Here is a 12,870-nt window from a genome sequence, read left to right on the forward strand (position 1 = left end):
GCAAAGCGCTGTTGCTGACCGTCAGTCCGCGCAGCGTCTAATCAAATTTAAAAGCAGTCTAAGCAAATCACTCTACCTGCTGAATTAGCCTGAATAGTGAAGAAATTAAGAAGAATGTGTAAGAGATCGTAGCATGCCGTCGCGCCGCCACTGAGCGCTGAAGCCGTTATCGGCTTATCCGGGCTACAAGCCGCAGACTGAATGGGTTTGCGGGCAGCGGATGCAACATTTTTTTGCGCCTTTTCAGCTTTTTTTTGCGCGCGCAGACAAAATTAAAATCTTTTACCCGCCAGGGGCTGAGAAGTTTTGCGTCATCGCCGTGGAACGGTTAGGATGCATCGCCATTGATTTGCCACCTAATAGTAAAAAAACAGGGTGATCATAATCTTGCCTGATCATTGAGAAGACGGAACATTTCTCAGGCTTCTGGGGCGGTCAGGCTACGAGAGTCAGTCGGCCATCGGAATGACTGGAGGCTGACATTTTTGGACAGGTTATCAGGAATAAAAATGAGATCGAATAGAAAAAGTGCGGCCGCGAAACATGCAGCCAGAAGACGTTGGTTAAATTCCCACGACTCCGGTTATCACAAAGCGATGGGAAATCGTCAGGTACAGATGATAGCTATTGGCGGTGCTATCGGAACCGGCCTGTTTCTCGGTGCCGGGGCACGGCTTCAGGCAGCGGGCCCTTCGCTGGCAATTGTTTATCTGGTCTGCGGTATCTTTTGTTTTTTCATCTTGCGGGCGCTGGGCGAACTGGTGTTACATCGCCCCTCCAGCGGGAGTTTCGTTTCTTATGCCCGTGAATTTATGGGAGAAAAAGGCTCATATGTTGCCGGCTGGATGTACTTTGTTAACTGGGCGATGACTGGCATTGTCGACATTACCGCCGTCGCGCTCTATATGCATTACTGGCATGCATTTGGCGATGTCCCACAGTGGGCGCTGGCACTGGGCGCGCTGGCGATAGTCGCTTCGATGAACCTGGTAGGAGTAAAGTGGTTTGCCGAAATGGAGTTCTGGTTTGCACTGATTAAAGTGGCGGCTATTGCCCTGTTCCTGGTCGTGGGGGTGGTATTCCTCGGTAGTGGCAAGCTAATTGACGGCCACAGCACCGGCTTTCATCTGATTTCAGATAACGGCGGCGTGTTTCCTCATGGCATCCTGCCGGCGCTGGTATTGATTCAGGGCGTGGTGTTTGCTTTTGCTGCCATTGAAATGGTGGGGGTAGCGGCCGGTGAGTGTAAAGACCCGAAAAACATGGTGCCGAAGGCCGTTAACAGCGTTATCTGGCGTATCGGCCTGTTTTACGTTGGCTCGGTGCTGCTGCTGGTGCTGCTGCTTCCCTGGAATGCTTACCAGGCCGGCCAGAGTCCGTTCGTGACTTTCTTCTCCAAACTTGGCGTACCTTATATTGGTAGCATCATGAATATTGTGGTGCTGAGCGCAGCGCTTTCCAGCCTGAACTCCGGTCTTTATGCCACGGCGCGTATTTTGCGGTCGATGTCGATGGGCGGTTCGGCGCCGAAAATCCTGTCAAAAATGAGCAAAAGAAAAGTACCTTATATGGGGATTCTGGTCACCGTACTGGTTTACGTTATTGGCGTTTATCTGAATTACGTGGTGCCTTCCCAGGTATTTGAAATTGTGCTTAACTTTGCCTCACTGGGCATTATTTCTTCATGGGCTTTTATTGTTCTGTGCCAGCTGCGTCTGCGTAAAGCCATCCACGAAGGCAAAGCCGAAGCGGTGAGTTTTAAAATGCCAGGGGCGCCATATACTTCCTGGCTGACGCTGATGTTTCTGGCCGGAGTGCTGGTGCTGATGGCCTTTGATTATCCCAATGGTACCTGGACTATCGCCAGCATCCCGTTGCTGATAGTCATTCTGGTGCTGGGATGGTTTGGCGTGCGTAAACGGGCACATGCCATTTCCCAGCAGCAGCATGATGAAGAACATCTGAAAAATCTGCCTGACTGATCTCTTTCCCCGGTACACAACCCTGTGCCGGGGGAAATCGCGGCCTGAATAAGGCCGCACTATTCAGATAGTTTTCCACGCCCGCACGCACTATCATCGTTTTTTCCCCGGAAACCGGACAAGGTTATGTCTCTCAAAGTCCATCTGATTAAAAATAAAATTTTGTCAGAAAACTGGTTTGTTTTGCGTAACTACACTTATGAACTGGAAAATGCCAGTGGCGACAAAGTGCGCCACAAACGTGAAGTTTACGATCGTGGTGATGGTGCGACTATTTTGCTGTACAACCGTCAGAAAAACAGCGTGGTCCTGACCCGTCAGTTTCGTATCGCTACCTGGGTGAATAACAACCCGGACGGTATGCTGATTGAAACCTGCGCTGGTCTGCTGGATAACGATTCTCCGGAAGCCTGCATCCGCAAAGAAGCTATGGAAGAGACGGGATATGCCATTGGTGAAGTGGAAAAGCTGTTTCAGCTTTATATGTCCCCTGGCGGAGTAACGGAAATTGTGCATTTTTTTGCGGCGGAATACCGGGACGGACTGAAAAAAAGTGCCGGTGGTGGCGTTGACGACGAGCAGATTGACGTGCTGGAGTTAAGCTATCCCGACGCCATGGCCAGGGTGGCTGATGGCCGTATTTGTGATGGTAAAACGGTGATTCTGTTACAGCAGGCTCAGCTGCGTGGCTGGCTGGTTGTCTGACGTTGGTGGCGAAGTCGCTTCAGAGTCCTTGCCGGGCGGTGGCCGGCGGGGGGGGGATGGTTTTTTCGGCGAAAATACGCCGGATATATGGCTGATATATAAAATGGCTGCAGATAATTTTTTATCATCGCTCAGATAATTTTTGTACTTAATAAAGTTTTGAACCATCTGGCGGCATTGCGGCAATAAAATATTCTTTTAAAGCGCAGTATATCCACTTTTTCTGCGTGATTAATTTCACAAAATAAAAAACTAAATCTGATAAATATCAGCTAATTAATATAATAAACAGCGATTATAAACTATTATTGTAATTATTTTCCTTTTTATCGATTAAATAGCCGTCAGCCAGCCGGTTAATGTCCGATAAATCTTATTGAGAAGGCGGGCAGTGAGTGATTATGCTTGTCATTATTACTTTAAAAACGCTTGCTAACAACGGCGGCATGTTTGCCAGCGTGAGCTGCCCTGAATGATTTTTGGCCAAAAAACGCCGGCGTTTTGCGCCTGACTATATCGACCTTATACAATTTTAGGACCCCATTAATTAATGCCACGCTGGATGAAATTTTTTCTTTCGTTGTCTTTGTTGCATGCTGCCAGCCTGCATGCCGAACCGTTGCAGAAAGTCATTTCTGACTGGCAAATTACCTGTAATAACCTCAACTACTGTGTGGCAAGAAATATTCCCGGTGATAATGGTCTGGTGATGACTATCAGCCGGCATGCGGGTAATAATGATCGTGCGCTGATTCGTATTGATTACGGTAATCGTTACAGCGGTGAATTGGCCGGTGGTCCGTTAAAAGATAATCTTCTGTTGGATCAGAAACGCCTGAAACTCGATCTAAAACACTGGCAGGTTGCTGCACATCATCTGAGTACGGCACATACTATTTCACTGGAGGAATTTCTGGCGCAAATAATGGATGCAGACAATATTCAGCTGCTATACCGCCAGGGGGCCACTATTTCACTGCACGGATTAAAACCTGCGCTGGCGCTGATGGATGAGATACAGGGCAGAGTGAATAGCCAGGGGGCCTTTGTAAAGCGCGGCGATCGGCCGGCTGATGCGGTGCCGCCTGAGCCGGTAACGCCAAAGGTGTACCCCCAGCCTCATCCGCCGGCTGCCCTGACGCGTGATGAGGCCAGTGGTCTGATTGACTTCGGCACCTGGCGGATCAACACCGACGAATGTTCCCTCGATCCGCAACGGCGTCAGGTCAGCGTATCACCGTTAACCGATGATAAAGCGCTGTTGCTGATTAGCTGTGAAATGGGAGCATATAACGTGATTGATCTGGCGTTCGAAATTACCCGCGTCCAGCCCTATGTTGCAAAAGGTATTTCCCTGAAGCTGCCTTTTACCGCGCCGGGCCAGGCAGAAAAAGATCTTGAGCTGGTCAATGCAGAATATGATGCAGCCAGCGGTGAATTGCTCACTTTCAGCAAAGATCGGGGGCTGGGTGACTGTGGCGTTGCCACCCGCTGGCAGTTTGATGGTGGCCAGTTTCAACTGGCAGATTACGCCCGGGAAGGGACCTGTGATGCCTGGCATAGCAGCGATGACTGGCCGGCACTCTGGACCACGGTTGTTGCCAGAGAACCTGCGGCAACGGTATCACTTGAGCCGCAGCCGGCATCCTGACCGCTGCCAATCTATCATCGCGATATAACTAACTATATCTGGCACAAAAAAACCGGCGTGATGCCGGTTTTTTATCGCCAGACGTCGGTTAAACCGGTTTCAGTAATGCTTCGGCCTGGCTTACGATGTTTTCTACCGTGAAGCCAAATGCGGGAAACAGCTTATCGGCGGGCGCAGACTCCCCAAAAGTGGTCATACCGACAATTTTACCGTTGAGACCCACGTACTTATACCAGTAGTCAGCGATTCCGGCCTCGACGGCAATGCGCGCGGTTACCGTCGCTGGCAGCACCGATTCACGATAGGCCGCATCCTGCTTATCGAACAGATCGCAGGAGGGCATAGAAACCACCCGCACTTTGTGGCCATCGGCGCTCAGCTTTTCCTGCGCCTTAAGCGTGATTTCCATTTCAGAACCGGTGGCGATCAGAATAATTTCCGCAGTGCCGCTGCATTCTTTCAGCACGTAGGCGCCACGCGAAATATTTGCCAGCTGGGTTTTATCACGCGCTGGCTGTGCCAGATTCTGACGCGACAAAATCAGCGCCGTTGGCCCATGATGCCGCTCAATGGCATGCTTCCACGCCACGGCGGTTTCAACCTGATCGCAGGGGCGCCAGACACTGATATTGGGCGTCAGTCGCAGGCTGGCAAGCTGTTCTACCGGCTGGTGGGTCGGGCCATCTTCACCGAGACCGATTGAGTCATGGGTATAAACCAGGATCTGTCGTGCTTTCATCAGTGCCGCCATACGCACCGCGTTGCGGGCATATTCAACGAACATCAGAAAAGTGGCGGTGTAGGGGACAAAGCCACCGTGATGGGCGATGCCGTTAGCAATGGCCGTCATGCCAAATTCACGCACACCGTAGTGGATATAATTGCCGGCGATATCTTCATTCAGCGGTCTGGAGCCAGACCAGATGGTCAGATTACTGGGGGCGAGGTCAGCAGATCCGCCAAGAAATTCTGGCAACAGTTTTCCGTATACTTCCAGCGCATTTTGTGACGCTTTACGGCTGGCAATTTTTTGCGGGCTGGCTTGCAGGTCGCTGATAAACTTCTGCGCTTGTGTTTCCCAGTTATCCGGTAATCCACCCTGCATACGGCGGGTATATTCTGCGGCCAGCTCGGGATAGGCTGCCTGCCAGGCGTTGAATTTTTTCTGCCAGGCTTTTTCCTGTTCTGCGCCGGTTTTTTTCGCGTCCCATTGCGCATAAATATCTTCAGGTATTTCAAAAGCCGGATGATTCCAACCCAGCTGTTTACGGGTCAGTGCAACTTCCTCTTCACCAAGTGCCGCGCCGTGCGCTTCCTCTTTGCCGGCTTTATTGGGGGAACCAAAGCCGATGATGGTGCGACAGATAATCAGCGATGGCTTATCAGTCACGCTGCGGGCTTCTTTTATTGCCTGCGAAACCGCTGCAGCATCATGGCCATCGATATCGCGAATAATGTGCCAGTGGTATGCTTCGAAACGTCTGGCGGTGTCGTCGCTAAACCAGCCATCAACCTCGCCGTCAATTGAGATACCGTTATGGTCGTAAAAGCCGATAAGCTTACCAAGTCCAAGGGTCCCAGCCAGCGAGCAGACTTCATGGGAAATCCCCTCCATCAGGCAGCCATCCCCCATAAACACCCAGGTATGGTGATCGACAATATCATGACCGGGACGGTTAAACTGTGCGGCAAGAGTACGTTCGGCAATCGCCAGGCCTACCGCGTTCGCCAGTCCTTGTCCCAGCGGCCCGGTGGTTGTTTCCACGCCGGGCGTATAGCCAATTTCCGGATGGCCTGGGGTTTTTGAATGCAGCTGGCGGAAATTTTTCAGTTCTTCAATCGGCAGCGCATAGCCGGTAAGATGCAGCAGGCTGTACAGCAGCATCGAACCGTGTCCGTTAGAGAGAATAAAACGATCGCGATCGCTCCACGCCGGATTCTGCGGATTGTGCTTGAGGAAATCGCGCCACAATACTTCTGCAATATCCGCCATCCCCATAGGTGCGCCGGGATGGCCTGATTTGGCTTGCTGCACCGCATCCATACTCAGCGCGCGAATTGCGTTAGCCAGTTCTCTGCGTGAGGACATGTTGTTCTCCGTTGGCTTATAAAAAAGCGGGGTTAACTGACCACCCCGGGTGAATATGCCAGGGGCGACTTGCGTCGCCCCTGTGGTGTCTACAGCCTTGCGGCCAGCACGTCTTCCAGTTTCTGCTGGTCAACGGCAAACTGGCGAATGCCCTCGGCCAGTTTTTCCACTGCCATCGGGTCCTGATTGTGTTCCCAGCGAAACGCAGCTTCAGAAAGTGGTGCTGGCTGATGGAAACCCTGCGTGGACGGTGACAATTTGCGTTCAACCGGCGCATTGCTGGCCTGCAGCTCCTGTAACAGATTCGGCGAAATAGTCAGACGATCGCAGCCTGCCAGCGCAATAATCTGCTCTGTTTTGCGGAAACTGGCTCCCATAATAATGGTGTTATAGCGGTGCTGTTTGTAGTACTCATAGATTTTACGTACCGACTGAACCCCCGGGTCTTCATCAACCACATAGGGGTCGAGAGGCTTACGGCTGTGATACCAGTCATAAATGCGGCCGACGAAAGGTGAAATCAGGAATACGCCGGCTTCGGCGCAGGCCCGGGCCTGGGCGAAGGAGAACAGCAGCGTCAGGTTACAATTAATGCCGTTTTTTTCCAGTTCTTCCGCGGCGCGAATGCCTTCCCAGGTCGAGGCCAGCTTAATCAGTACGCGGGAACGGTCAACCCCGTGATCTTCATACATACGGATCAGTTTTTCGGCCTTGGTGACGCACATTCCGCGATCGAAAGAGAGCCGGGCATCCACTTCAGTGGAAACGCGACCGGGAACGCTTTTCAGAATTTCCATGCCAAGGTTTATCGCGACTTTATCGCTGGCATTAATAATCTGCGTTTCTTTACTGCCACCCTGTTTTTTAGCGAAGTCGATAGCATCGGTTATCAGGTGCTTATAAGAGTCAAGTCCGGCTGCTTTAAGGATCAGTGACGGGTTGGTGGTGGCATCTTCGGGGTGATAATTTCGAATCGATTCAATATCACCGCTATCGGCAACCACGGTGGTGTACTGTTTTAATGCATCTAGCTGGTTCATCTCTTAACTCCTTGATACGCAATTTCATATAATTGCGAAATAAATTTCACAAACAAACACATTGCACTAGGCTCATGAGGATGAAAATACGCTTTTTCTGATTATTGCGATGGGCTTATCCGATTCAGCCCGCATGAATAAGCCTGCACGGCCATCAGTATGACGATATCAGAAACACCTGCTGATAGCCGGAAATGGAAAAAATCTGCCGCCAATATCTGACATCAATAGGGCAAGTTTAGCAGAAGGCGCGTTGCTCTGATGGACTGCGCCGTGTCATTCAGTGCTCATTTTGCCAGTATTTGCTGTTCGTACTGGTCGATTTTATTCACTTTTGCGGTAGAACCTCCGCCCTCAAATTCGGCATTAAGCCAGCTATTCACCAGCGTTTTAGCCAGTTCCGGTCCGATAACACGTGAACCCAGCGTGATTATCTGGGCATTATTGCTTTTCCGTGCCCGCTCGGCAGAGTAGGTATCGTGACATTGTGCGGCCCGCACGCCCGGCACTTTATTGGCAACGATTGCCATTCCGATGCCGGTGCCGCAAATCAGAATGGCGCGTTCAAATTTTCCCTCTTTGATCGCTGAGGCGACGCTAAAGGCCACATCCGGGTACATGGTATTGTCTGCCTGCGCATCGCTGCTGTAGTCAGCGACGCTATAATTTTTTTCCTGCAAATAGGCTTTAATCAGATTTTTTAGCTCCAGTGCCGCATCATCGGCCCCAATTGCAATCGAGTTCATCGCTTTTTCCTCAGGTTTCTTAAAAGTCACAGCCTGACGGCAACAGGTTTGTCAGGTCACTGTTAGCCTGCCATATTATTGCTCATATGTTCAATATAAGTTCATTTGTATTTTATATCCAGCAATAAAAATGGGGCTATCAGGCGAACTGACCGCCACAGATTAGCCTGAATACGCTAAAAATGGCCGGAAAGCCAACTTCATGAAGGCGATCACAGTTTTCATCGTCGCTATTTTTCTTTGAACATTTATTATAGTAATGTTCATTTGTTCAATCGATCGTCACGGTAACAATCTGGCCACTCACTGCGACAGCCGGGCAATGAGGGTTGTCGGCGGATTTATGCTGCTATCAGCCCTGCTGATGTGGTTGCTTAACGCCGGTGGCAAGGCATGCCAGCGCAACTTGCACAGGAGCATTCATCATGACTTATTTGTTTAATCAGCCGTCCGCCTTTGCCAGTGAGTTAACCGAAGGTTTTGTCGCGGCCAATGCTGACAAAGTTCGTCAGGTCACCGGTGGTGTGGTACGTAGCACCAGAAGCAAGCCCGGCACCGTGGCGGTGGTGATTGGCGGTGGTTCCGGCCACTACCCGGCTTTTGCCGGCCTGGTCGGTCAGGGACTGGCGCACGGGGCGGCTATGGGCAATCTGTTTGCTTCACCTTCTGCCCGCCAGATTTATCACGTCGCTCGCGCTGCTGAAAACGGGGCCGGCGTGTTACTGACTTTTGGTAACTATGCCGGGGATGTTTTGCATTTTGGTCAGGCGTGTGAACGTCTGAAAGCAGAGGGCATTCCCTGTGAAATGGTGGCTGTTACCGATGATATATCCAGCGCTAATGTGGCAGAAATAGAGAAACGGCGCGGCGTTGCTGGCGATCTGGCGGTATTTAAAGTTGCCAGCGCGGCGGCTGAAGCCGGACTGAGCCTGGCCGGGGTTAGTGCCATAACGCGGCGTGCTAATGCACGCACCCGTTCATTGGGTGTGGCTTTCTCAGGCTGTACTCTGCCGGGCGCCGGACAGCCGTTGTTTCAAGTGGCCAAAGGCAGCATGGCGCTGGGAATGGGGATTCATGGTGAACCTGGTATTACAGATACCGAAGTTCCGCGCGCCGATGCGCTGGCAGAACTGATGGTCGATCGCCTGCTGGCAGAACTTCCCCCTGGCATCAGTCAGCCAGAAGGACAACGCTGCGCGTTAATCCTTAATGGCCTGGGTGCTGTGAAATATGAAGAGTTGTTTGTGGTTTACCGCCGGCTGGCACAGCTGATGGACGAAAAAGGCATTGAGGTTGTTGACCCCGAGGTAGGGGAGTTTGTTACCAGCTTCAATATGGCCGGGGCGTCACTGACCCTGATGTGGCTGGACGATGAGCTGGAGACATTCTGGCGCGCACCGTGCAATACTCCGGCTTACCGTAAAGGCAGCGTTATCCAGGCTGAGGCGCTGACTGTCGAAGAGCGACAGTTATCCGTGCAGGAAGCGATTCCGGCTGCCTCCGGCGCTTCCAGACAGTCTGCTCGCTGCTTGCTGAAAATACTGGACGCCGTGTCGCAAACCCTGCATGCCAATGCCGTGGAACTGGGACGTATTGATGCGGTTGCCGGTGATGGCGATCATGGTATTGGCATGGTCAGGGGTGCCAGCGCTGCGCTGGAGAAAGCCCAGGAGCTTGTCAGGCAGGGGGCGGGTGCCGGCACCCTGCTGTGTCGTGCCGCCGATGCCTGGTCAGATCGGGCCGGCGGTACCTCCGGGGCGCTGTGGGGCGTGATACTGAATGCTCTTGGCTGCGCGTTCGGCGATCAGCATGCGCCGCAAGCCAGCCGGGTCGCCGCAGCGGTGGCGGATGCTAACGCCGGCATTATGCATTTCGGTAAAGCTAAACCCGGCGATAAAACCATGGTGGATGTGCTGGTTCCGTTCAGCGAGACCCTGAATAGCCAGGTCGCGGCGGGAGCAACGCTGGCCGACGCCTGGCGGGAGGCCGCTGCTGTTGCCCGGCAACACGCACAGGATACGGCGCAGCTACTGCCAAAAATGGGCCGGGCGCGTCCGCTGGCGGAAAAAAGTCTGGGTACTCCGGATGCCGGAGCGTTATCGCTGGCGATGATTGTCGGGGTGGTGAGCGAGTTTTTACAGCTGCAGCGAGGTGGCGCATGATGCAGCCGGCAATCTGGCTGGGTGTCAGTCTTAAAATGTACTTTGGCTATCAGCAAACGCTGAACTGGAGCCACGCAGTGGCAGAAAACCTCCGCCAGCACCCGGCAATGATCTGTGGCAAGGTTGGCCTGTTTATTTTACCTGCCTTTCCCGCGCTGACAGCGGTCAAGGCTATCTTTGCTGATACGGCAATAAAAACCGGGGCGCAGGATATTTGCCAAACAGAAAAGGGGGCCTGGACCGGCGAAGTCAGTGCCAGCATGCTGGCAGAAATAGGTTGCCACTTCGCCGAAATCGGCCATGCAGAACGCCGGCGCCATTTTTTTGAAGATGATGATCTTATTGCGCTGAAAGTGGCAATGGCGTTACGGCATCATCTGACGCCGGTTTTATGTCTTGGTGAGCCTGAGCCAGTCAATGCCGATCAGGCTATCGATCTGTGTAGCCGTCAGCTGCACGCCAACCTGAAAACAGCCTGCCAGCAACATCTGGCGGGCGAAGTGATCGTTGCCTACGAACCGCAATGGGCGATTGGTGCGCCACAACCGGCAGCGGATCGGCATATTCGCACGGTATGCGCCGGCATCAAGGACAGCCGGCCGGCCGGCATCTCATTGCGGGTTATTTATGGGGGCAGCGCCGGACCGGGATTGTTGCAGCGGCTTGATGGTCAGGTCGACGGGCTTTTTTTGGGACGTTTTGCGCATGATCCTGCCGCATTGTGCCAGATAGTCGACGAAGCTGCTGCATTGGTGGCGTCATCGACAGGCTAGGAGAACGAAGATGGCGATTGGATTGAGTACCTATGCTTTTTTCTGGCGTGCTTCGCCGCAGGTGCCGCAGCCGCTGTCGTTGCCTCAGATGTTGCAACAGACTGCGGCGCTGGGAATCTCGCTGTTTCAGATTTGTGATTATCCTGCCATTGAAACATGGTCTGATGGTCAGCTTAGCGCGTTACGCCGTCAGGCGGATGAACTCGGTATTACGCTGGAACTGGGCACCCGCGGTCTGGCAACCGATCATCTGAGACGCTATTTACACATTGCCGGGATGCTTGATGCAAAGCTTATCCGCTCAATGCTCTACAGCGCGACACTTCGCCCGAATGAACAGCAGGCTTTTTCTCTGATTGAGACGATTTTACCGGCTTTTGAACGTCAGCAGGTGGCGTTGTGCCTGGAAACCTATGAGCAGGTAAAAAGCTGCCTGCTGATGACGATTATTCAACAACATCCTTCCCGCTACCTCGGTATCTGCCTCGATCCGGCTAACTGTGTCGCGGCGCTGGAACTGCCTGAGCAGGTGATTGAGAACACCGCCAGCCGGGTACTGAATCTGCATGTAAAAGATTTCACTTTCTCGCGGCGTGATGGCTGGGTTGGCTTTACGCTGGCCGGCTGCCCGCTGGGAGAAGGGTTACTGGATTATGACGCGATGGTGGCCCGGCTGCGGCCGGTGCGGCAAGGCATTAATCAGATTGTTGAGCACTGGCTGCCGTGGCAAGGGAATGCCGAAGTGACCTGTCAGCTGGAGGCCGCCTGGACGCGACATAACATTGCATTTTTACAGACTAAACAGAACCAGGAGCAACAAGAATGAGCCATCAATTAACAACGATCACCGTGATTGGCGCCGGGGGCAAAATGGGCATGCGTATCTCCGCCAATTTGCAAAAAAGCCAATACCGGATGTTTTACTGTGAAAATGCCGCACAAGCGCAGCAAAATGTCACCGCACAGGGGCGTGAACTTGCCGATGCGGCCAGCGTGGTGCCGTTAAGTGATGTGGTTATTCTGGCAGTGCCGGATATTGTGCTGGGTAAGGTCTCGCAAAGCATGGTGCCGCTAATGAAAGCCGGCGCCATTTTATTGACGCTGGACCCGGCGGCGGCCTACGCTAATCTGATTGCTCAACGCGAGGGTATTCGCTATGCGGTAGCCCATCCCTGCCATCCCTCGGTTTTTCTGCAGCGCTATACGAAAGAGGAACATGATGATGCCTTTGGCGGCATAGCCGCCATTCAACATGTTGCGGCGTCCTTTGAGGCTGGCAGTGATGCGGATAAAGCCGCGCTGAGTGAGGTTATCCGCGTGATGTATGGCCCGGTTGAAGAGGTTCACTGGGTGACCGTGACCCAGCTGGCTTACCTGGAACCGACGCTGGTGGAAACCGTGGCTTGTATGGTGGGAGCCTTTATGAAAGAGGCGCTGGACGAAACGGTCAGACATGCGGGTGTGCCGGAGGCAGCGGCGAAAGCCATGCTGTTTGGCCATATTCAGATTGCGCTGGCGGTGGCGTTCCGGGCGACTAACCCCTTTTCCGATGCCTGTATGATCGCGATGGAGTATGGGCGGGAGAAAATTATAAAACCTGACTGGAAACAGATATTCCATCAGCAAGAACTGGATATTGTTATTGCACGTATGCTGAAAATTGATGCTATCCGTCGTTAACCGGACGCAGATTACGGCTTGCGCGGCAATTTCTGGCAGAAC

The 12,870-nt window shown here is 52.7% G+C and carries 10 protein-coding genes; 7 read left to right on the forward strand and 3 right to left on the reverse strand.

Annotation, left to right across the window (positions count from 1 at the left end; genetic code table 11):
• The first annotated feature begins 509 nt into the window (after nt 1-509).
• The 3 genes from ansP to BL249_RS00875 all read left to right on the forward strand — a co-directional run bounded on the left by ansP (nt 510) and on the right by BL249_RS00875 (nt 4,338).
• On the forward strand, nt 510-1,982 hold the full coding sequence (ansP, locus tag BL249_RS00865; protein WP_099705167.1) for an L-asparagine permease: 1,473 nt from the start codon (nt 510-512) through the stop codon (nt 1,980-1,982).
• 126 nt (nt 1,983-2,108) lie between these two features.
• Nucleotides 2,109-2,687, forward strand: a complete 579-nt coding sequence (gene nudK / locus BL249_RS00870; protein ID WP_099705166.1) for a GDP-mannose pyrophosphatase NudK — start codon at nt 2,109-2,111, stop codon at nt 2,685-2,687.
• 550 nt (nt 2,688-3,237) lie between these two features.
• A complete protein-coding gene (locus tag BL249_RS00875; protein ID WP_099705165.1) occupies nt 3,238-4,338 on the forward strand; it encodes a DUF1176 domain-containing protein in 1,101 nt (366 codons plus the stop codon).
• A gap of 88 nt (nt 4,339-4,426) precedes the next feature.
• Here the strand turns inward: BL249_RS00875 and tkt are convergent, their stop codons facing one another.
• The 3 genes from tkt to rpiB form a co-directional block, all read right to left on the reverse strand.
• On the reverse strand, nt 4,427-6,427 hold the full coding sequence (tkt, locus tag BL249_RS00880; protein WP_099705164.1) for a transketolase: 2,001 nt from the start codon (nt 6,425-6,427) through the stop codon (nt 4,427-4,429).
• An 89-nt stretch (nt 6,428-6,516) separates the two neighbouring features.
• Nucleotides 6,517-7,467: a transaldolase gene (tal, locus tag BL249_RS00885; RefSeq protein ID WP_099716797.1), complete on the reverse strand. Its 951-nt coding sequence runs from the start codon at nt 7,465-7,467 to the stop codon at nt 6,517-6,519.
• Nucleotides 7,468-7,754: 287 nt separating this feature from the next.
• Nucleotides 7,755-8,213, reverse strand: coding sequence for a ribose 5-phosphate isomerase B (gene rpiB, locus BL249_RS00890; RefSeq protein WP_099705162.1), 459 nt, complete (start codon nt 8,211-8,213; stop codon nt 7,755-7,757).
• A 425-nt stretch (nt 8,214-8,638) separates the two neighbouring features.
• Here rpiB and BL249_RS00895 point away from each other — a divergent pair, with 425 nt between their 5' ends.
• The 4 genes from BL249_RS00895 to BL249_RS00910 are packed head-to-tail and all read left to right on the forward strand — an operon-like array spanning nt 8,639 to nt 12,828.
• Complete coding sequence (locus BL249_RS00895) at nt 8,639-10,375, forward strand: dihydroxyacetone kinase family protein (protein ID WP_099705161.1); 1,737 nt, start codon at nt 8,639-8,641, stop codon at nt 10,373-10,375.
• Entirely contained in the window at nt 10,372-11,148 is a 777-nt protein-coding gene (locus BL249_RS00900; protein WP_099705160.1) for a triose-phosphate isomerase family protein, read from the forward strand. Before BL249_RS00895 ends, BL249_RS00900 begins: the two co-directional genes overlap by 4 nt.
• Before the next feature lie 10 nt (nt 11,149-11,158).
• Nucleotides 11,159-11,974 carry a sugar phosphate isomerase/epimerase family protein gene (locus BL249_RS00905; RefSeq protein ID WP_099705159.1) on the forward strand — a complete coding sequence of 272 codons (816 nt, stop codon included), beginning with the start codon at nt 11,159-11,161 and terminating at the stop codon, nt 11,972-11,974.
• Nucleotides 11,971-12,828, forward strand: a complete 858-nt coding sequence (locus BL249_RS00910; RefSeq protein ID WP_099705158.1) for a phosphogluconate dehydrogenase C-terminal domain-containing protein — start codon at nt 11,971-11,973, stop codon at nt 12,826-12,828. The genes BL249_RS00905 and BL249_RS00910 overlap by 4 nt, the downstream gene beginning before the upstream one ends.
• Nucleotides 12,829-12,870 lie beyond the last annotated feature (42 nt).

This window comes from Erwinia sp. OLFS4 (assembly GCF_002752165.1).
Lineage (GTDB): Bacteria > Pseudomonadota > Gammaproteobacteria > Enterobacterales > Enterobacteriaceae > Izhakiella.

Bases quoted from the DNA above. Each gene is read 5' to 3' on its own strand.
- ansP (WP_099705167.1), top strand. From the start codon at position 510: ATGAGATCGAATAGAAAAAGTGCGGCCGCGAAACATGCAGCCAGAAGA.
- nudK (WP_099705166.1), top strand. From the start codon at position 2,109: ATGTCTCTCAAAGTCCATCTGATTAAAAATAAAATTTTGTCAGAAAAC.
- BL249_RS00875 (WP_099705165.1), top strand. From the start codon at position 3,238: ATGCCACGCTGGATGAAATTTTTTCTTTCGTTGTCTTTGTTGCATGCT.
- tkt (WP_099705164.1), bottom strand. From the start codon at position 6,427: ATGTCCTCACGCAGAGAACTGGCTAACGCAATTCGCGCGCTGAGTATG.
- tal (WP_099716797.1), bottom strand. From the start codon at position 7,467: ATGAACCAGCTAGATGCATTAAAACAGTACACCACCGTGGTTGCCGAT.
- rpiB (WP_099705162.1), bottom strand. From the start codon at position 8,213: ATGAACTCGATTGCAATTGGGGCCGATGATGCGGCACTGGAGCTAAAA.
- BL249_RS00895 (WP_099705161.1), top strand. From the start codon at position 8,639: ATGACTTATTTGTTTAATCAGCCGTCCGCCTTTGCCAGTGAGTTAACC.
- BL249_RS00900 (WP_099705160.1), top strand. From the start codon at position 10,372: ATGATGCAGCCGGCAATCTGGCTGGGTGTCAGTCTTAAAATGTACTTT.
- BL249_RS00905 (WP_099705159.1), top strand. From the start codon at position 11,159: ATGGCGATTGGATTGAGTACCTATGCTTTTTTCTGGCGTGCTTCGCCG.
- BL249_RS00910 (WP_099705158.1), top strand. From the start codon at position 11,971: ATGAGCCATCAATTAACAACGATCACCGTGATTGGCGCCGGGGGCAAA.